At 44.1% G+C, this 19,212-nt stretch carries 21 protein-coding genes, 1 tRNA gene and 1 pseudogene; 13 read left to right on the top strand and 10 right to left on the bottom strand.

Translation table 11 applies throughout. From position 1 onward, the window contains the following. Nucleotides 1–17 precede the first annotated feature (17 nt). From QUB06_RS03200 to QUB06_RS03190, 3 genes are all read left to right on the top strand, one after another. Nucleotides 18–188, top strand: a complete 171-nt coding sequence (locus QUB06_RS03200; RefSeq protein ID WP_172186391.1) for a hypothetical protein — start codon at nt 18–20, stop codon at nt 186–188. 763 nt (nt 189–951) lie between these two features. Continuing rightward, nucleotides 952–1,245 carry a hypothetical protein gene (locus QUB06_RS03195; RefSeq protein WP_333158163.1) on the top strand — a complete coding sequence of 98 codons (294 nt, stop codon included), beginning with the start codon at nt 952–954 and terminating at the stop codon, nt 1,243–1,245. A 103-nt stretch (nt 1,246–1,348) separates the two neighbouring features. Continuing rightward, nucleotides 1,349–1,465: a MerR family transcriptional regulator gene (locus QUB06_RS03190; protein ID WP_333434082.1), complete on the top strand. Its 117-nt coding sequence runs from the start codon at nt 1,349–1,351 to the stop codon at nt 1,463–1,465. 102 nt (nt 1,466–1,567) lie between these two features. Here the strand turns inward: QUB06_RS03190 and QUB06_RS03185 are convergent, their stop codons facing one another. Then, a complete protein-coding gene (locus QUB06_RS03185; protein ID WP_333434081.1) occupies nt 1,568–2,662 on the bottom strand; it encodes an RNA-guided endonuclease TnpB family protein in 1,095 nt (364 codons plus the stop codon). Between the two features lie 71 nt (nt 2,663–2,733). On the opposite strand from QUB06_RS03185, the gene QUB06_RS03180 reads away from it, so the two are divergent. Together QUB06_RS03180 and QUB06_RS03175 are read left to right on the top strand one after the other, a co-directional pair. After that, entirely contained in the window at nt 2,734–3,048 is a 315-nt protein-coding gene (locus QUB06_RS03180) for a MerR family DNA-binding protein (RefSeq protein WP_333434080.1), read from the top strand. Then, complete coding sequence (locus QUB06_RS03175) at nt 3,045–3,209, top strand: hypothetical protein (RefSeq protein ID WP_333434079.1); 165 nt, start codon at nt 3,045–3,047, stop codon at nt 3,207–3,209. The genes QUB06_RS03180 and QUB06_RS03175 overlap by 4 nt, the downstream gene beginning before the upstream one ends. Nucleotides 3,210–3,517: 308 nt before the next feature. Here QUB06_RS03175 and QUB06_RS03170 read toward each other — a convergent pair whose 3' ends face one another. After that, nucleotides 3,518–4,441: a fused MFS/spermidine synthase gene (locus QUB06_RS03170; RefSeq protein WP_333434078.1), complete on the bottom strand. Its 924-nt coding sequence runs from the start codon at nt 4,439–4,441 to the stop codon at nt 3,518–3,520. A 170-nt stretch (nt 4,442–4,611) separates the two neighbouring features. Here QUB06_RS03170 and QUB06_RS03165 point away from each other — a divergent pair, with 170 nt between their 5' ends. Beyond that, nucleotides 4,612–4,788: a transposase family protein gene (locus QUB06_RS03165; RefSeq protein WP_333434077.1), complete on the top strand. Its 177-nt coding sequence runs from the start codon at nt 4,612–4,614 to the stop codon at nt 4,786–4,788. Between the two features lie 40 nt (nt 4,789–4,828). Then, nucleotides 4,829–5,074: an ISAs1 family transposase gene (locus tag QUB06_RS03160; protein ID WP_333434076.1), complete on the top strand. Its 246-nt coding sequence runs from the start codon at nt 4,829–4,831 to the stop codon at nt 5,072–5,074. A 180-nt stretch (nt 5,075–5,254) separates the two neighbouring features. On the opposite strand, the gene QUB06_RS03155 is transcribed toward QUB06_RS03160, so the two are convergent. The 6 genes from QUB06_RS03155 to QUB06_RS03130 form a co-directional block, all read right to left on the bottom strand. Further along, nucleotides 5,255–5,482 carry a type II toxin-antitoxin system HicA family toxin gene (locus tag QUB06_RS03155; protein WP_015174173.1) on the bottom strand — a complete coding sequence of 76 codons (228 nt, stop codon included), beginning with the start codon at nt 5,480–5,482 and terminating at the stop codon, nt 5,255–5,257. Then, entirely contained in the window at nt 5,475–5,687 is a 213-nt protein-coding gene (locus QUB06_RS03150) for a type II toxin-antitoxin system HicB family antitoxin (RefSeq protein WP_333148509.1), read from the bottom strand. The genes QUB06_RS03155 and QUB06_RS03150 overlap by 8 nt, the downstream gene beginning before the upstream one ends. A 217-nt stretch (nt 5,688–5,904) precedes the next feature. Beyond that, on the bottom strand, nt 5,905–7,539 hold the full coding sequence (locus QUB06_RS03145) for a hypothetical protein (RefSeq protein ID WP_333434075.1): 1,635 nt from the start codon (nt 7,537–7,539) through the stop codon (nt 5,905–5,907). Between the two features lie 69 nt (nt 7,540–7,608). Continuing rightward, a complete protein-coding gene (locus QUB06_RS03140; protein WP_333434074.1) occupies nt 7,609–7,995 on the bottom strand; it encodes a hypothetical protein in 387 nt (128 codons plus the stop codon). An 11-nt stretch (nt 7,996–8,006) separates the two neighbouring features. After that, the gene (locus tag QUB06_RS03135) at nt 8,007–8,969 is read right to left on the bottom strand and encodes a hypothetical protein (protein WP_333434073.1); all 963 of its coding nucleotides are present in this window, start codon (nt 8,967–8,969) and stop codon (nt 8,007–8,009) included. A 26-nt stretch (nt 8,970–8,995) separates the two neighbouring features. Then, nucleotides 8,996–10,195, bottom strand: coding sequence for a hypothetical protein (locus tag QUB06_RS03130; protein ID WP_333434072.1), 1,200 nt, complete (start codon nt 10,193–10,195; stop codon nt 8,996–8,998). 217 nt (nt 10,196–10,412) lie between these two features. Between QUB06_RS03130 and QUB06_RS03125 the strand changes: the two genes are divergently transcribed. The 3 genes from QUB06_RS03125 to QUB06_RS03115 all read left to right on the top strand — a co-directional run bounded on the left by QUB06_RS03125 (nt 10,413) and on the right by QUB06_RS03115 (nt 13,639). Next, entirely contained in the window at nt 10,413–11,834 is a 1,422-nt protein-coding gene (locus QUB06_RS03125) for an NB-ARC domain-containing protein (RefSeq protein WP_333434071.1), read from the top strand. Further along, nucleotides 11,831–12,616: an exodeoxyribonuclease III gene (xth, locus tag QUB06_RS03120; RefSeq protein ID WP_333434070.1), complete on the top strand. Its 786-nt coding sequence runs from the start codon at nt 11,831–11,833 to the stop codon at nt 12,614–12,616. Before QUB06_RS03125 ends, xth begins: the two co-directional genes overlap by 4 nt. 147 nt (nt 12,617–12,763) lie before the next feature. Further along, nucleotides 12,764–13,639, top strand: a complete 876-nt coding sequence (locus QUB06_RS03115; RefSeq protein ID WP_333434069.1) for an SDR family oxidoreductase — start codon at nt 12,764–12,766, stop codon at nt 13,637–13,639. A gap of 74 nt (nt 13,640–13,713) precedes the next feature. Here the strand turns inward: QUB06_RS03115 and QUB06_RS03110 are convergent, their stop codons facing one another. Together QUB06_RS03110 and QUB06_RS03105 are read right to left on the bottom strand one after the other, a co-directional pair. Then, on the bottom strand, nt 13,714–14,835 hold the full coding sequence (locus tag QUB06_RS03110; protein WP_333434068.1) for an EAL domain-containing protein: 1,122 nt from the start codon (nt 14,833–14,835) through the stop codon (nt 13,714–13,716). Between the two features lie 481 nt (nt 14,836–15,316). Beyond that, nucleotides 15,317–15,390, bottom strand: a tRNA-Pro gene (locus QUB06_RS03105). A gap of 91 nt (nt 15,391–15,481) precedes the next feature. Between QUB06_RS03105 and lipA the strand changes: the two are divergent. The 3 genes and pseudogenes from lipA to sigC form a co-directional block, all read left to right on the top strand. Further along, nucleotides 15,482–16,357 (top strand): annotated as a pseudogene (gene lipA, locus QUB06_RS03100) (lipoyl synthase); the annotation flags it as partial. A gap of 448 nt (nt 16,358–16,805) precedes the next feature. Further along, nucleotides 16,806–16,979: a hypothetical protein gene (locus QUB06_RS03095; protein ID WP_333434067.1), complete on the top strand. Its 174-nt coding sequence runs from the start codon at nt 16,806–16,808 to the stop codon at nt 16,977–16,979. Between the two features lie 520 nt (nt 16,980–17,499). Further along, nucleotides 17,500–18,765, top strand: a complete 1,266-nt coding sequence (gene sigC, locus QUB06_RS03090) for an RNA polymerase sigma factor SigC (RefSeq protein WP_333434066.1) — start codon at nt 17,500–17,502, stop codon at nt 18,763–18,765. Nucleotides 18,766–19,212: the final 447 nt, after the last annotated feature.

Genomic DNA, 19,212 nt, shown 5'->3' with positions numbered 1-19,212 from the left:
GCCAGGTACCCAAAGCAATGACACAACTACAACCCACCGTCACCCCCAAACTGGAACAGCCAAAGTTTGGTTTCAACAGCTACGCGGAACGCCTTAACGGTCGAGCCGCGATGATCGGTTTTTCTCTAACTTTAATTATCGAGTATGTCACAGGCCAGGGCTTGCTGTCCTGGTTAGGTCTCAACTAATTTTAGCAACGGCGCGGTCAGCCTTACACTTTGTCTTGACTCTTCCGGCAGCGGGTGTGACTTCTGCTGACCGCGACAAATTCGGGAATTGATTAAAATATTAATTAGAAACAAGCCCAGCGACTTCTCTGTGGAGAGAGATCTGTTCCCGAATGCAATAGCTGGCTTTTGGAGGTATATATGGGGTGGAATTTTGATTTGACAAGCTTGGCAATTTTGCCTCGCTCCCGTACAATTCCCCACAGGCGAGAAGATGAATTTAGGTGAAGCTAGTCTTTGAGCTAGAAATCCCGATCGTTCCGCCAACTCTAAGTTTTAGAGATGGATCTAATCGCTTAATGCTTTATTAAACTTGCCCTCAAGCGAATTATGGCGACCATATTGACAGGCGCTCCGTTTTATGTAACATTCTCAGGATAATGCCGAAAACCAAGGCAAAAATTTTCTGGTTTGTAAACCACGGTCGATTTAAGACTGACCAGCCTATAACAAGGTCGAACGGGATACCACGATTCGTTAAATGGGTTGAAAATAATGGTTCAACAATGGCTAAAAGCTTCAAAAAGAATAGTTGTACTGACTAAAAAAATAGGGTGGGCTACACCCGAATTTACGCCTGTGGACAAGTAGGAGCCGACTCCCTTGGCAGAAGCAGGAATCAGACCCTCTAGAAAATACTTCTAGTTGAATGGTGAAACTGAGATAAGTTTAGCCAAGTTTTGTATAGCAGATTGTAAATAAATATAGAACAGAGTAAAACCAAATGAATGCTTCGTGGACGCGACTTTTGAGGTCAGCTTACCGTAAAGAGCCAATTACCAGCTTTGTTGTGACAGTGGGCGTTGTCGATGCAGCCATCGGCAGCATGGGTGCGAGTGGCTCTTTATTGGCTTTTGGGCTTGGCACCGCTGGGGTGGCGATGGCTCTCCGCTGGTGGCAATTTTACCGATCTGGAGCCGAACAAACCGCACCTGCTCCCGAATACTATCTTCCTCCTCAGTCTTCTCGCCCCCAGTTGCCCGTGCTTAATGTGTCTAAAAAAAATCCTCCTTATTAAGATTACTGGGCAATGGTGACTGGGCGATGTGCCGATCGACTCCCTGGATCTGAGGCACTAAAAGATAGGGCAAGAAAGTCTTTCGATCTTGGATGCTTGGTGTATGAATATTTCTGTTGCCGAGAAACTGTACAAAATTGGCTCTGTAGCTGCCTGTAGTGGTTTGTCGGTGAAAACTGTTCGTTACTATGAGGAGATGGGCTTGCTGTCTGCTTTGTAAAACTTATCTAAACTTGTCTAAACTCATTTTTAGACACAGTTTGCGCTTACTTCCTACGCTGTTGGGTAGACGGCTAATCCCAAGATAAGTAGGCTATCCCCCTCAAGCCGAAGGTTCCCAGTTTAAAATATTAACGCTCGCGTTAAAATCTCGATCCAAAGATATGCCACAAGCAGGACAGTCAAAAGTCCGAACGCTTAGTGGCATATCTTTTTTGGTGCCACAGTTGGAACAAGTCTTAGTGCTAGGAAACCACTGGTCTACCAACACTAAATTGGCTCCATACATTTTTGACTTGTAGTCGAGTTGACGTTTGAACTCGTAAAAGCCGAGGTCAGATATTGCTCCAGCCAACTTGTGATTCGCCATCATTCCTTGAACATTCAAGTTCTCAATCTTAATTAAATTAAATGTTTTAGCCAAATAAGTTGTCAACTTGTGAAGGAAATCTAAGCGAATGCGAGCTATTAGGGCATGGAGTCGGCTGATTTTATTGTAGGTCTTGCGCTGGTTTTGAGAACCTTTTACCTGCCTTGATGCTTTACGCTGCAAGGTCGAAAGCTTGGTTTTCGCACTGGCTATTAACGGCTTCGGTGCATCAAAAGTTTGCTGAGTTGATAGCGTGACAAAAGACTTGATACCGATGTCTATTCCTACAGAACCTTCAGACTGCTGAACGGGTAGAGGTTCTGCATCAACACAGAACGAGACAAACCAGCGATTTCCTTCTTTTGAAATCGTGAAAGTTTGAGAGACGAAGCTACACTCCAAGGGTTCAAAAAGTCTAAAAGTTCCCAACGTAGGAATCTTAATAGTTCTGCCAGCAACTAGCAAAACTTTGCCGTTAGACGAATCAACCGTAAAAGATTGACCATCCCTGCGACTAGCAAATCTTGGATGACCCGCTTTCCCAGAGCGATACCTACTAAACGCATCTTTGAGATCGATCAAAGCATTTTGGTAGACTCGACTAGATAACTGGTTCATCCAATCGAATTCAGGCTTTTTCTTGACATGATTGGTGAGAACTTTCTTGACTTCGTTGAGTACCTTCGAGTCGGTAAATTTTCCCTCGCTATACATTTGAGTCCGCAAGCTCAACCCAAAGTTAAATACTACGCGCCGGAATCCTGCGTGTCTTGCCATCAAAGCCGCTTCGTTGTTATTCAGTTTGAGCGCTCGTTTAATAGCAAACACAAAACTTCCTCTCAATAATCAACTATGGAGAATTTTAGCAAACTATTTGGCACTTTAGTCAAGCTCCTGCGGTGGAGCGATCGCCCGCTGGTTATCGCTTGTTTGGCGAAACGGTATTTAACAGGTTGGCGTTTATTAAACGATCTCAGACTCTGGGTTTGAGCCTTCAGGAGATTAAGGATATTTTAGAGGTTCGCGATCGGGGAGAGTTGCCTTGCTCTGAAGCGAAGCAGCATCTCACGGCTAAGGTAGAGGAAATTTCCGTGCAAATTGCAGCCTTAGAAACTTTGAAGGGGGAGTTGCAAGGCATTCTCAACTGCTGGCAAGAGCAACCTTCGCAAGCGAGCATTAGTAGCACGATTTGTCCGAACATTCAGCGGGATTGAGCGGCGGAAAGATACAAAATAAGGGAAGGAATTATCGGTTTCCTTCCCTTGATGGTTTTGTTGGTGGTTTTGTTGGTGGTTTTGTTGGTGGTTTTGTTGGTGGTTTTGTCGATCGTGTTGAGCTTTTAACTGTTTTCGCAGAGTTTGCTGTTGCTTTTTGAGTTGCCGAGCCCTGGCTGAGCCGCCTTTACCTTTGGAGTTTCTACCCTCGCTGCGAGGAGACTCCCAACTTTTTAGTCTCATGTTTTTAATTCTATGCACTACTTCTATACTACACCGCCCGATTTTCACTGTCAAGTATTTTTTAGACTGATGTTTTCTAGTATCAACTTTTGACTGATGGGGATTTGCTACAGACATAGGGATTGTGCGCCCATAAGCACCCTACAGCCCGATGGTGCCCCCATAAGCACCCTACAATTAGAGTTTTTTGTCGGATTCCGTTAACAGCCCTAATTGTGTATATTTATCAGTCCAAATATCCGGCGGGTATTTCAGCATCTGTAAAAATTGGCAGCGTTTCCCAACTTTTCACCCATTCCGGCAATTGGGCTACTTTTTTTAGCTGGAGCGACATTTCTATTAAGGAAAATCCTAAATTGTGGAAATCTTGAATAACTTCGGCTTTCAAGAAAATTTCATTTTTAGCTAAATCGGGAGCATTAGTCGCAATGACAACGCTGTTGCCGGCTTCTAAATTGCATATATAAACTTGTGCGAACACAGTTTGAATTGTTTTCACCGCTGCCGCATTAAACTCTTGTTTGTGGAACAGGTGGACAACTAGAACACCTGCGCTTGACAAGCGAGTTTTGCACAGTTGGTAAAATTCTTGTGTCACCAATCTATAGGGCATATAGCCGCTGCCAAAACCAGCATCCACGATAATTATATCGTTTTTTACTGTGGAATCTTGTTGGGCTAGATATTCGCGCCCGTCTTGAATGGCTACTTTGAGTCTGTCGTCGAATTGAATGCCAAAAAATTTTTGAGCTACTTCGACTACTTTTTGGTCAATATCTGTACATTCGACTATCGCGTTAGGGAAATAGTGGTGGAAAATTCTGGGGAGGGTGCCGCCACCAAATCCGATTACATAGATTTTTTTTGGGTGAGTTTTCCAGACTAATGCTAGCAACACGGATCGGGAATAGGGAAAGATTAAATTTAGTGGATTGTTGAGGTCTAGGATTGATTGAGCTACATTTGTGATTAAGGTTTCTCTGTCTGCTAAAAGCAGTAGTATCACTGAGTTTATTTTTTTTACGGCGATGCAGTTGTCGCCGGAATTTTGTTGAAATAGGAAGCCGTCTGGCTGTTGCTGAAGCCAATTGATTTGTTGGTGAATAGCTGCTAAATTGCTAGTTTGTAGATCGCCTTTATAATCAGTCATACGATTTTAGATTCAGGGTAAACGTCTCTTAACTTTAACCCAAAATATGCTACAGTTATATGCGACTATTTTTTTGTGTAGTTTATTCTAGTTCATGAGTCTTATCAATGGCAAGAGGTTTTAGTAAAACTGTAACTTCCCAACAAAAACAAATAAATTAATTTTCTTCAGTGAATATTTTGACTGCCATTTTTTTAAAATATTTTGCAACCTGGAACGATCCAAAAATAGAAAAAAGTAAAGAACATTTGCTCAAAAATATTAGATCAATTGCGATTCTAGCTATCATCAGCGGTGCCGACGGATGGGTGGCAATAGAAGCCTATGGTAAGGCCAAATATGAATAGTTAAAAAGCTTTCTAGAATTACCGAATGGTATACCATCTTATGACAGGTTTAGTCTCCTTATTTGCGCGAATTGAAGCGCAGCAGTTTCAAGAATGTTTTTTGAGTTGGGTAAATGCGATAGTCGGGGAATTAGGACTAAACGTGATTGCCATTGATGGCAAAACAATGAAACAATCTTATGACCGAAATGACCAGCAAAAAGCGCTACATATAGTCACTGCATGGTCTTCATCTCATCAATTAGTGTTAGGCAAAAAAAAAGAGATAAAAAATTTAATGAGCTAGATGAGTATGAACCCGTAGAAGGGCGGCTGAGTGTGTCGGAGTTAGTTTGAATAATTCATGTAGGGGCGATCGCACTTTGTGACAAGTTGGGACGTAAGGGCGATCGCTATTTCATTACGATCGCGATCGACCCCTACAAGCTACAAAAACTCATCTACTGGGAAACCCGTTTATTCTCACTTATAAATTAGCTATAAACTCATCAGGTGTGACCTTTGCTTGCTTTAGAACACCGCTGAGAGTACCAATTTTTAACTCGCGGTGGAGTGGCACAACGCAAACAATTTCTCCGTCTGGAAGAGGCTTTTTAAGGACAACGTGGCTACCCGTTTGTCTGGCTTGATAAAAGTCTAAACGCTCTAGTACGCGAATTACTTCTAGGCTTGATATTCTGGGCAACCTAGGCATAGCTAACCTCTATGCTAGTTACAAACCTGGGAGTGATTTCGTCGGGTAAAGGACACTCTTCGAGATAGAGCCTTGTAGCTTCTTTGAGATTGGCGATCGCTTGTTCTATGGTTTCGCCTTGGTCAATTGTGCCGACTTCTGGACATTCGGCAATGTACATATCTTCTTCTTTGTAAATGATGACTGTGAAGCTTTTAGTTTTCATTATATTTTTGCTTTCAGCATCAGAGGTTGCTTAGTTTCTATTTCCTAGTTTATCTTGGATGTAATTTTTTTGCAAGTACAGGGGAAGATGCGCGATCGCGCTTTTTGACAATTTGGGATGTAAGGGCGATCGCGATTTCTAGTAACTAGGATATCAGCAGCTAGGATTTGGGCTTAATCTCTGGTAATTTAAAACTTAATTGGTAATATGGATAAAATCAGGGCGATTCAGTTTTAATTCTGTTGCTTACTAGCCTGTAGTTTTTCTGATAATCAGCAAGCTTTTCTTTAGCTTGAGCTTCCACAAATGTACCTTGAGGAATAGAAGTTAACAGGTTGATCGCCTGCTGCAATTTTGATTGAGCATTCTGCCAGACTTCTTTAGGATGAGGTGGATTATTCACCATGAGGGCAGCTTCCCCTGCTAGTTTTTGGGCGGCTTCTAAATTAGTGGCTGCTTTCTGTTCAGTGACAATTCTATTAGTAATCGCCTGATAGTTAGTTCGATAAACACTTAGCTTTTCTTGAGCTTGAGTTGCAACAGGCGAATTGTCTGGAATTGCCTCTAACAATTTGATTGATTCCTGCCACTTCCCTTGTACTTGCTGCCAATTTTCTAGTGGATGAGGTGGATTTTGAGTCCTAACGGCAGCTTCCATTGCTAGTTTTTGAGCTGCTGCTAAATTTGTTGCTGTTGGGTCTGGCTGAGGAGTCGGTGTTAAGGTGGGTGAAGGTTCAGAATTTGTTTTTTGCTCTCCAACATTTAGAGGAATTCCCGAATTTGGTATTGTCTGCTGACTCGGTGAAATTTGAAAGGTAGTTTTCCAGCCCACAAAACCCAAAACTCCTAGAGTCAGTGTGGATAGTATCAGTATCCAGCCACTTCTACCCCCGCGTCTTTGCTCTGAAGACATGGTACGGTCAATAGGATTTAGAGATTCTCCTGTCTGTGTTGAGCTTTCGCTTTGCTTACGACTAGGTTTTTTTTGTTCCTTGTGACGGCGTTCTTTTTCTAGGTGTTTAAGAGATTGTTCAGCCTCTCCTCTTAACCTATTAGCCCGGTCAATTAAAGCATTAGCTTTTTCTTTTAAAGATACACATTCATTCAAGATAATTCCTAATGTTGTAGTTTGATCCTCATAAGATATAATAAGCCCATGCTCTTCATCAAACCATTCTATCGCAAACACTGATTCCCCAAAGTAAGATATAAAAGCTTTTATGCGCTCAATTGGCTCGACATTACGTTCAAGATTGTGTACGATACTATCCAGTTTGGGCTGAACCTGTTTTAGCTGTTCTTGAGCTACCTTTATTTGCTGAACTTGTTGCCTTAAACTTTGCTCTTCATCAAAGTCTATGTGAATTCTTAAATTTTCATCAATTTGCCTTACTTCTTCTGGGATACTTAGAGATTTCCTTTCCCATTCTAGCTTGATCAATAATTGTGAATCATTTAAAATATTTTCTGCTATATTCTTTAGACCCTCGCCCCACTCAATTAAGTTTTCAACATTTTCTATTAAGTCAGCAAGAGACGTTTCCTTATCTGGATCGCCCAATTTGTCTGCAAGCAATTTGCTCCCCCCTGCGACAAGTCCCTCTACTAAAAATCCACCAGGTATTAACAAGCCCGCCACCGCCCCTAACCAAGGTATCGCTCCCAAAAATCCTTTATTGAATCTCTCATTATTTAATACTTCTTCAAGTTCCTTGCCAATAGTATTTAGTCGCTTTAGAAGATTATCGATCTTCCCAATTTCACGTCTAATTTCGCTAGGATTGCCAATAGTAAGTTTCATTGCCTCGGCAATTTCTGGCAGTTGGTTTAGAAGGTTTTCAAGGTCAGCCATGATTTACTCTCCTTTAGAGTGGGGGAATCCCCACTCTAGTTTATCAATAATGGTTTAACAGCTAGCTAATTAAAACTTCCACTCCTGGTTGGGATCGGCCAGAGCAGCCTGCACAGAAGATAAATTAGCCAGTTCTTTAAACGGGCTAGACTTCGCAAGCTCTGTAATCGAATGTAATGCTAATCCCAGTTGCTCATTATTACCAGATGCTATTGCTCGATCGACCACATCGAAAAGTTGATTAAAATTTTGCGAGCGTTCATCAAAGGAGCGATCGAGGTACTCCATTAACAAGTCACGTTGAGCTTTAATCTTGGCGAGGCTTTCCTTTTCCCAGGCTTTGATTTCACGACGCTTTGTCCGCTCTTGTTCCGCGATTTGCTTGTACTCAGCGTAATGTTCAATAACTTGCTGCAAGACATCACCACAGCTAACAAACGCTGCCATTTTGCTCATTGTTAATTTCCTCACAGATTCCGGTATTTTGCTTGAATATTTGCCACTGCCGAATTCAGATTTCCTTTGCTGTCTAACACAGGGGTTTTCATAATTTCTACAAGGGCTTTCACCAGTAGGGCTACCTGTTGAAAATTAGCAGCATCTTGAACTCGATCAAAGGGTTTTGATTCAAGTTCCTTGAGAAGTAGAGCAACGCGATTGTCTAAATCAGACACCAATTTGCCTAATTCTTTGACTCGCCGTTCAACTTGTCGGATGAAATCTCTAGCCTCTTCTATTTTGGCAACTTCAACGTTAACCTGAGCTTCGTATTCACGTGCTTTCGTTAAAGCTTCCTCACCTTTACCTGCAATTTGGAAACCGCCAACAGCTAAAGCAGGGCCAAGTGCAATACCTCCGAGTACAGCGCCACCTAGTGCCATGCTGCCACCGCCTAACCACGCCGCCACACCAGACATACCGAGTTGAGAAACAGCTACATTGGTACTAAACAAGCCAAAAAATTGAGGAACCGCAACTGTCCCAAAAGTTTGCGCCACGCCTACTGCTGTAGCACCAGCAGCCGCGCCTGCCCCTGCGGCTGAAGTCACACCTTGGAATACTTCCTGACCTTCCAGCGCGACAGTTTTGTATTCTTTTAGCTGCTGAATTGATATGCCTTCTAGTCCAGCTAAAAATTTCATATCACTTTGGGAAGCTTTCTGGCCAATGCGTTCGATGAAAGCCACAAAGCGCCCAATAGTACGATGCCTTACACGAATTTGCAGTTGACCGTAAACTTCTGCTAATCTGTTGGCTGCTTCCCAGTCTACTTTTAGATCGCTGACTGCTTTCTCGTGTCGATGTTGGGCTCGCTCTCCTATTTCCTTGGCTTGATTGATGTTACCAAAGCCTTCAGTACCTTTCACAGCGCCATACGCAGCAGTAGCTAAAACAGCAGCGCCCATAATAAACGGAATTACAAAAATCATAAACCACTCCTTTTCTTCCCAGTAAATCAATCACCCAAAGACACGTTTAGCTCCCAGTTTTTATCCTCCATCTCTTGATATGAATATGTCAAATCGCCTCGCCTACCGATTTGAATTGTGTAAAACTCTGCTTTTCTTATACCATTCACTTCGATAGAAAATTGGCAGTGGTTATCAGATATTATTTTACCTATGCCTAACTCTCCAGTCGCAATAGTTTCTCCTTTATGATCTTTTACTAGCACCTGCCTACCACTTTTAATATCCCCGTAACCTCCTTTTCCATTACAAAACTGACCCACTCCACCGAAGAAGTCATCCTTGAGTGTTAGTGAGCCTTTAATATTGTGATTGAAACCTAAAAAAGGTATTCCTTTAAAGGTTAGAGTTGCTAAGACAATAACTCCTACTATAATCAAACGTTTTTGACGCTCTGGATTTTCATTAATATAATTTTGGCCGATGTCTAACAATTCTTTGAATTTTCGTTCTCTAAGCAAATCAATAATCGGAGTCAATAGATCAGTCAAATTTGCAAATTGATCTGTTGATAATTTTTTTGAATCTGAACTAACCTCTGCCTTTAGCTCAAACTCTCGATTCCAAGCCGGAAAATTCTCACCCGCCTGCTGCCCGTAAACCTTCACAGAAGTGATCGCCCCCGCCTTCAAATTCGTCAACTCCCTGCGGACAATCCTGATAGAAACCTCCTCATCAGGAACCACATCCGACTCCAGCATCACTTGCAAACAACCGTCTTGCAAACTCGCAGTCGCCGTAATTCCCTTATTTTGCAACGGAAGATTTAACAAAGATGCGATCGCCTCCACATCCCCAAGCTTAGCCCGTTCCTTCAAACTAAGCTGATTTGACTCCGTATTCTCACTAGAACTTGCCCGCCCCTCTGTAACATTTGCAACAGGCAATTTTTGCCCCGCCACTTCAAACTCTTGACTCCACGCCGGCACCTTCGCGCCCGTCTGTCGCCCGTAAACCTTCACTTTCTCAATCGATGCAGCCCCCAAGCCAGCGATCGACTTACTCACCCACGGGGTCAATATTTGCTGGCTAGGCGCTTCTGCCGCTTCCAGCATCACCTGTAAACAACCATCCTTAAGAGAAGCTGCGGCGGTGATGCCCTTGGCTTGTAGCTGGCGGTTCAGCAGAAGCGCGATCGCCTTTGCATCTCCCTGTTTCGCGAGTTCCAAAATATTCGGTTGTGTCATAACAGGTAGATACAACTAGCGCTTAGGATAACCTTTTGTTGTCTTAAGTATAAATTTTTTCCTAAATACCAAATCTTGTCAAGCCATATAAAGTCATATTTAGTAGTTTTTTTTCATCCCAACTAGGTCATAAAAAGTCACATTTAGTTGGTTGCTACTGAAAAAGTCCTATTTAGTTGGGTTACAATCAGGTCAACCCCTTGCATCTGGCTGACTGATGGACGTTGAAGAAGCTTTAGAATTTGTAGACCATCTAGCTTTGACTACTACGGGAAAACATTTAGATAGTCTGCAAAAAGCTATATTACGTGGCACTTGGAACAATCAAAAATATAAGGAAATTGCACAACATCACAACCGTTCAGAGAAATATGTTAAAGAGGTTGGCTTTAAATTATGGAAACTTTTATCAGTTGCATTAGGCGAGGAACAAGTATCTAAAGCAAATTTTAGAGCTAAATTGGAAAATTTACAAGCTTCTAATATTGTCTCACTCGTCGGTAATGGGTGCATCCATATTGGTAACATCTCTGCTGATAGTTCGCAATCCTCAAAAAAATTACAATTTGAACCGCAAAACAAGGATAAGTTTAACGAAAAAACAAGCAATTCCGAACCGAAAGTACATTTAGATTTAGCTGATGCACCAGAACCCAACCTATTCTATAACCGCACATCCGAACTCACCACCCTAGAAAATTGGATTTTAGGCCACACCCGCCTCATCAGCATTTTAGGCTTATCCGGTATTGGCAAAACCGCCCTTACACTCCAACTAATCTCACAAATTCAACACGAATTCGATCGCATCATCTGGCGAAGTCTCCGCAACTCCCCACCGCTGGCGTCACTCCAAACCGACTTAATTCAATTCTGTAGGGGCGGTGCCCCCGTGCCCGCCCCCTCCGTGCCCGCCCCCTATCCAGAAGAAAGGGCAACCACGGGGGGATTGCCCCTACTAGAATATTTACGATCGCACCGCTGTCTGATCATCCTCGATGATGTGCAAACAATCTTCAGCAGCCAACAACTCGCAGGAAATTACCAGCCAGGATATGAAAATTACGGCGCATTCTTCAAACAACTAACAGAATCATCCCACAACAGTTGCTTAATCCTCCTGAGTTGGGAAAAACCCAGAGAAATCGCCGCCTTAGAATGCGAAAACCGCCCCTGCAAATCTCTGCAACTCAAGGGTTTAGGCCCAGAAGCACAAGAAATCTTTAGAGAAAAAGGTTTAGGAGAACCGGAGAAATGGTCAGAACTAATCGACCTTTACCGAGGCAATCCCCTATGGTTAAATATAGTTGCAACTATGATTCAAGACTTATTCAGCGGTAGCGTTTCCGAATTCCTCTCCTATGATACCCTGTTCTTAGGTGACTTAGAATCTCTGCTGCACCAGCAGTGCGATCGCCTAACCCCATCCGAACAACAAGCTATGGGTTGGCTAGCAAGTACCACCGAACCAGCAGACATCTCAAAAATACCAGAAAACCTGCAACTATCACGGGCAGAACTATTAAATGTCATGCAATCTTTAGGACGACGGTCATTAGTTGAAACAGTACAACAAAATGGGCGATCGCACTTTACGATCGCGCCCGTAATCAGAGAGTATATAACAAACAAAAAATGAAAATCGCCACCTGGAACGTCAACTCAATCCGCACCCGCCTAGAACACGTTACTAGCTGGCTGCAAACAAACTCCCCAGACGTTCTCTGCCTCCAAGAAACCAAAGTTACAGACAAAGACTTCCCCCTAGAACCCTTCACCAACCTCGGCTACAACTGCTACATTTCCGGTCAAAAATCCTACAACGGCGTCGCCATTTTTAGTCGATCGCCCCTAACGCAAATCAGCACCGGATTTGCCCCACTTCTCGGCGACGAAACCACAGGTATTTTTGACGAACAAAAACGCCTCATAGCCGGGGTTATAGACGATATTTGCATTATTTGCGTATACGTTCCCAACGGTTCCGAAGTTGGCAGCGAGAAATATGAGTACAAACTAAAGTGGCTCAAACTCCTCCAAGAATACCTCAAAATAGCACTAGATAAATCCCCCAACTTGTGCATTTGCGGCGACTTCAACATCGTCCCGGACGATCGAGATATCCACAATCCCAAAGCCAATGCTAACTCCGTCGGCTTGTCTGTCGCCGAGCGCCTCGCCCTCACAGAAATCATAGAATTAGGATTAAACGACCCCTTTCGCAAATTCACATCAGAAGGCGGCCATTATAGCTGGTGGGACTACCGCGCCGCCGCATTTCCCCGCAACAACGGCTGGAGAATCGACCACCATTATCTCAGCCCTCCCCTGTACGAACAAGCAAAAAACTGTACAATAGATGTTGCTCCCAGAAAATTAATCAAACCCAGCGACCACGCCCCCGTAATTGTCGAAATTTGATTTATGAGTTATAAATAAAATTAAGGCAAAAGAAACCCGGTTTCTACCATCAATCTTAGGTTTATCAACGATAAATTTAAGAAACCGGGTTTCTCGACCCTATGCGTAAGTTCCGATCCAGTTAATAACAACCAACAACCAAAAATCATGTTCTTAGTAACCGGAGCAACAGGCGCACTAGGCCGCCGAATTGTACGAGAAATCAGACAGCAAGAAAAGCCTGTCCGCGCATTCGTTCGCCTCGCATCTCGCTACTCAGAACTAGAAAACCGAGGCGCCGAGATTTTTATCGGCGACTTGAAACAAGACAAAGATATTAAAAAAGCCTGCCAAGGAGTGCAGTACATCATCAGCAGCCACGGCACCGGCGGCGACGTTCAAGCAGTACACTACCGCGCTAACATAGAATTAATCGACTGCGCCAAAGAAGCGGGAGTGCAGCACTTTGTCTTTCTTTCGGTACTGGGAGTCGATCGAGGATACGAAGATTCCGCAGTATTCAAAGCCAAGCGAGAAGTTGAAAAATACCTGCAAAACAGCGGATTGAATTATACAATCTTGCGGCCTGCCGGTTTTGCTTCCAGCTTGTTACCGCTAGCAGAAAGATTTCGAGAAACCGGACTTTACCTGCTGATTGGCGACGGCAAAAACCGCACCTCTGTTGTCAGTACCGACGACTTAGCTCATATTGCCGCAGACTCGCCAACAGTCGAAGGCGCCCGCAACCAAATTCTGCGAGTCGGTGGCCCGGATGTGCTGACAAGGGATGACATTCCCCGCATTTTTGGACGCTTATTCAATCGCGAACCGATGGTAATCAACCCGCCACTGGTTGTATTTGACGGTTTGAGAAATGCCTTGGGTTTATTGAATCCTCAAGCTCAAAAAGACTTAGGAACTTTGCGCGTATTGCTGGGTAACGAGTATTTCTGCACTCCCGAAGAAGTGCAAAACTTGGAATCAATCTACGGCATGAGAATGGAATCCTTAGAAAGCTTTCTGCGGCGCAATTTGAGCGTTTAAAATGCTAGTTATTCTCGTTCCCGGCTCTGCCTGGGAACGAGCAAATGTAGCGCCAAATCGCAACTGGAAACCATTTAAGCAGAAATAGGTAGTGGTTCAGCACCAATATAGCTCGTAACTGCGATCGGCGGAGAAGTCGGCTTAGCAATCAAATAACCTTGAACAAAAGTTGCTCCCCGTTCCCGCACCCACTCAAACTCCTCCAAAGTTTCCACACCTTCAGCAACAGTTTTAATTTCTAGTTGCTCAGCAATTTCTAACATCTTTTCCGTAATTAGTGCTTTATAATAATCTTGATGGACATTGCGAATCAATTGCATATCCAACTTAATAAAATCTGGACGCAGTTGGTGCATCAAATTTAAATTAGAAGAACCGCTGCCAAAATCGTCCAGGGCAATTAAAAATCCCGCCTCTCGGTAAAACCTCAGAATATTAATCAAGTGATCGATATCAGGAGGGTGCTGAGATTCCGCTACTTCAAAAACAATATTGCTGTGAGGAATTCCCGCTTCATCAATAGCCTGTACTGTTCTTCGCAGGCACGTAGCGGGATCGTAAACTGAAGTCGGAGAAAAATTAATAAAAAGTAGTTCTTTGATATCGTAAACATGGGCTTCGCGGATAGCGCGAGTCCGGGCTAAAACATCAAGTTGAAAAATTAGGCCTGCTGATTCTGCTTGGGCAAAAATCCGACCCGGATAAATTAAGTTTCCTTGCTCATCAATTCCTCGGAGCAGCGCTTCGTGGGCGAAAATTTTAGAAGTATCTGAGGTATAAACAATGGGCTGAAAATGTGTAGTAATGCGTTCTTCGGACAATAAATCTAACAGCCAATCAGAGTTACTCAAATTAATAAAACTGTCTAAGGAAGTGCTGCGATAAAAATCGCTAAGTTTTGGCTGTTCCACTTCGCGCATCCACAAAACTTTTGTCTCTTTCAACTCTTGATTTGTCAGCACCGATGATGCTAGGGCGTTAAACTTTTCTTTTGCTATTCCCTCAAGCATAATGTACAAACACTTGCTCTCTTCTAAAAGCTTGAATTCAAGTTTAGCCTTAGTCAGTGCCGAAATAACCTTGGTCAGGGTGTGCGATACTGGAAACCACAGGTACAGACCTCCCCTGCCCTCTATTTTTTCGGGTACTGTTTCGCAGCGAGAGCAGGAGCCGAAGGCTTTGCCACTTATTTGCATTGGAATATCCTCCGGTTTTCGGGTTAATTTTAGACCCGCTAAGAATTAGCTTTTATTATAAGCTCATTCAGCTATTAATTCATCTATCTCAAGATGTAAATCTTAATGAACTTGTATTTAAGAATTATTATTTCAGTATTTATACTGACCTCCGGTTTCAAACCTTGGTCAAAGTTCTCAGCATTGAGCAAGTACCTGTGATTAAACACAGTCCCAAATCATCACAGAGGGAGAAGGCAAAGACTTGTTCTCTACTCTCTACTGCTGATCTGATTGTTTACGTTTTATTCTCTAATTCCCTCTGCCAAAACAGTCGCTACAGTTAATTTTTTAGCCAAGGCGAATTAACAAGTCCGTGAAGCGCAGCTATCCCCTAGGGAATCGCCCGATCGACTAATTTATGCGTACCACAAATATACACACCCGGACGATCGCCCAAAACAAACTCAGTTGCTGCGGCATATCCCATTTAATTTTATAATCGGGATGACAGGATTTGAACCTGCGACCCCCTCGTCCCGAACGAGGTGCGCTACCAAGCTGCGCTACATCCCGAAATTAGTCACTATATTTTAAGCTTATCACATTCAAGTTAAAATTTAGCAAGCTCGTATATAATGATTTGTAAAACACTACTCAGGCGGAGACAGACGTGACAGTTAAGCCCCAGTGGTTGCGAGTTAAAGCCCCCCAGTGGGAGCGCGTCGGCAACGTCAAAGAAATTTTGCGGGATTTATCCCTGAATACGGTTTGCGAGGAGGCGTCGTGTCCGAACATCGGCGAATGCTTCAACGCAGGTACTGCGACATTTTTGATTATGGGCCCGGCTTGTACCCGCGCCTGTCCTTACTGCGACATCGATTTTGAGAAAAAGCCCCAACCATTAGATCCGACGGAACCCCAAAGATTGGCGCAAGCGGTGCAGCGGCTCAAACTCAACCACGTCGTCATTACCTCTGTCAACCGGGACGATTTGCCGGATGGGGGCGCGTCTCAGTTTGTCGAGTGCATTCAAGCAGTGCGATCGGCAATGCCCGATACAACTATAGAAGTTTTGATTCCCGACTTGTGCGGCAACTGGCAAGCTTTAGAAATCATTCTCGCAGCCCGACCAGAGGTACTCAACCACAATACCGAAACCGTAAAGCGACTTTACCGCAAGGTGCGGCCGCAAGGCAAGTACGATCGCACCTTGGAACTATTGCAGCGAAGCCGCCAACTCGCACCTGGGGTTTACACCAAATCCGGCATCATGGTGGGACTCGGAGAAACAGACGCCGAAATTCGGGAGGCGATGCAGGACTTACGGGCTGTCGGCTGCGATATTTTAACAGTTGGACAGTACCTGCAACCGACTCAAAAGCACTTGAACGTAGAAAACTTTGTGCCTCCAGAACAGTTTGATGCTTGGAGAAAGTTTGGCGAATCTTTGGGATTCTTGCAAGTTGTCGCTTCTCCCTTAACTCGCAGTTCCTATCACGCCGAACAGGTGAGGGAACTGATGAAACTTTACCCACGCTAGCAATTTTAATTTGAGTTGACTCGCGCCCATTGGTGACAAGTTAAGACTTAACTGCATTTGTCAATCAGTAATATTACTCAAAAAAAACTGCTTTTTTAGGAGTGGAAAATTTACGATTTGAGAGCATTCCACGGGCGTCGCACGCCCGTTATGAATCAAAGAAACTCTTTCTCCCCTGCTCCCCTGCTCCCCCGCTCCCCCTCTCCCCCTCTCCCCTTCTCCCCTGCGAGTTTCTTAGGAGGGAGTAAGTATAAATATCATGGGAGGCATGATTCCTCGATCGCCCAAATCTCAGTTTTATGCCCAAAATCCGAGTAAATGTTGAGCATAATTGCTGATTGACAATGCTTTCTTAGCTTAACTTGTTACCAATGACTCGCGCCCGATCGCACCATTCTCACTAAAACCCGATCAACTGGGTAACAGCGAGGAAAAACCTGCGCTTGATATGCAGCCCCTGGGCAAAAAACCCGATTTCAGATGCTGGTGTTCGGGGCGTGATGTTAAGCCGGAAGCAGCAGCCAACAGCAAAACTATTATCGGTCGATCGCCGCCTCAAAGTCGCGACTTAGGCAAAAGAGATCCCGAAACCGGGTTTCTTCCTCAAACTTCTAGGTTTTAATCCAGAAATTTGAGGAAGAAACCCGGTTTTTGCGTCAGCCAATAACTCGGTACTGCGGACTATAGCAACTCTGAAGCTCATATGCTGTAATGGATTAAAGTTCTGCGCTCACAACAGCGTATTTAATCAAGAGCGCCGAGTTATATAAAGTTTTATTAAAAAAATGGCGAATTTTCCGAAGTGATCGGGAACCAGCTTATTGGTGATGAAGATTAACTTAACTTCTGACTAACGTCACTTGTTTCTAGCCAGTAACTATCTATACTAGCTACATAAACAAAGAAGTAAAGCACACTTTTCGGGCCTTCAACCTGTTACATCAGAAAGTTCTTAGCGTTTTCCAGAATCTTGGTAAAACAAGTGGGGCAGCAAAAGTTCGATCGAACAACAGCAGAAAAGTCAGAAAAGTTACTAAAGAAACACAAAGCGGTGATGCTTCGTCTTAACCAAATGGGCATCTTAATTATAAATAACCGCTAAGCGTAGCATCTTTTCACCCGGAGCCACTGAGAAAATCACTATGCCAGCCACCTCTTTTTACGCTGAAGCTGAATTCGACGAACAACTGCAAGTCAATCCCTTGCAAGGTGATGTGTTGGATGAAGATGCTGAAGAAGCTGGAGACGAACTGCTCGACCAAGACCCAGCAGAGACAGAAGATGCAGACCCAGCAGCCAAATTGCAAAAAAATGCAAACCGTCGCACTACAGATTTAGTGCGCCTGTACCTCCAAGAAATAGGTCGGGTTCGTCTCTTGGGTAGAGACGAAGAAGTCTCGGAAGCTCAAAAAGTTCAGCGCTATATCAAATTGCTGGAATTACGTAACACCGTCGCCTCCCAGGAAGAAGGACTAATTGGACGCTTCGTGCATTTAATAGAAGTGCGCGATCGGTTATCCGCACAGTTGGGACATAAACCTTCCCTGGAACGCTGGGCATTAACCGCCGGTGTCGGTGACGTGCCAGAACTCAAGCGAATTATGTCCGAAGGCAAGCGCCAGTGGGCCGAGTTAGCCGAGATGACGGTCGAGACGATCGAAAGAATTCAAGCTGAAGGCGTCGAAGCTAAAGACCACATGATTAAGGCGAACCTGCGCCTGGTGGTTTCGGTGGCGAAAAAATATCAAAATCGCGGTTTAGAATTGCTCGACTTAATACAAGAAGGTACTCTGGGACTGGAGCGAGCTGTAGAAAAGTTTGACCCGACGCGGGGCTATCGGTTTAGCACCTATGCCTACTGGTGGATTCGGCAGGGAATTACGCGGGCTATCGCCACTCAAAGCCGCACCATTCGCCTCCCCGTCCACATCACCGAAAAACTTAACAAAATCAAAAAAGCCCAGCGCAAAATTTCTCAAGAAAAAGGTCGGACAGCTACGATCGAAGACATCGCTGTCGAGTTGGACATGACAGCGCCCCAAGTCCGAGAAGTTTTGCTGCGAGTTCCCCGTTCTGTTTCTTTGGAAACTAAAGTGGGCAACGAAAAAGATACAGAGTTGGGCGACTTGCTCGAAACCGACAGCATCTCCCCAGAAGAAATGCTGATGCGAGAAGCTTTGCACCGCGACTTGCAGCAACTGCTGGCAGATTTGACCAGCCGCGAGCGAGATGTAATTCTGATGCGCTTTGGTTTGGGTGACGGACACCCCTATTCGCTGGCAGAAATCGGTCGCGCCCTCGACTTGTCCCGCGAACGAGTCCGTCAAATTGAAGCAAAAGCTTTGCAAAAACTCCGCCAACCTAAGCGTCGCAACCGCGTCCGCGACTATCTGGAGTCTTTGACTTAAATTGGGACGGTCAGTCAGCGCGATTAATCAGGGAGCAAGGCATTCGGCACTTGTGCAGAAGGCATGAGGCATTCGGCAGAAGTAACAATATTTACTTCTCAACAACTTCTCTGTCCTCTGCAGCAAGTCAATCGATTTTAGATTTTAGATTTTAGATTTTAGATTTTAGATGGAAGTATTGACCCCACGGATGAATCCGGGGGCTTGTATCCTGGATGCTTTCATATCGTTTCCGGTTGTATCGGAATGATTTAACCGCAGAGGGCGCAGAGAACGCAGAGGGAGAGAATACAGACAGGAATAATTCCGATGCTACCGGATTTGATATCAGTCATAAAGCTGGTTAAAAGTCAATAAATATCATAAACCATAGGACTTACGCATTGACAAAAAACATTATCTATGTATTCTAGACTCTAACATCATTGCTAAGGTTCGCCAAAATAT

Source organism: Microcoleus sp. D2_18a_D3 (assembly GCF_036702455.1).
GTDB lineage: Bacteria > Cyanobacteriota > Cyanobacteriia > Cyanobacteriales > Microcoleaceae > Microcoleus.
This window is presented reverse-complemented; position numbering and strand designations above follow the sequence as displayed.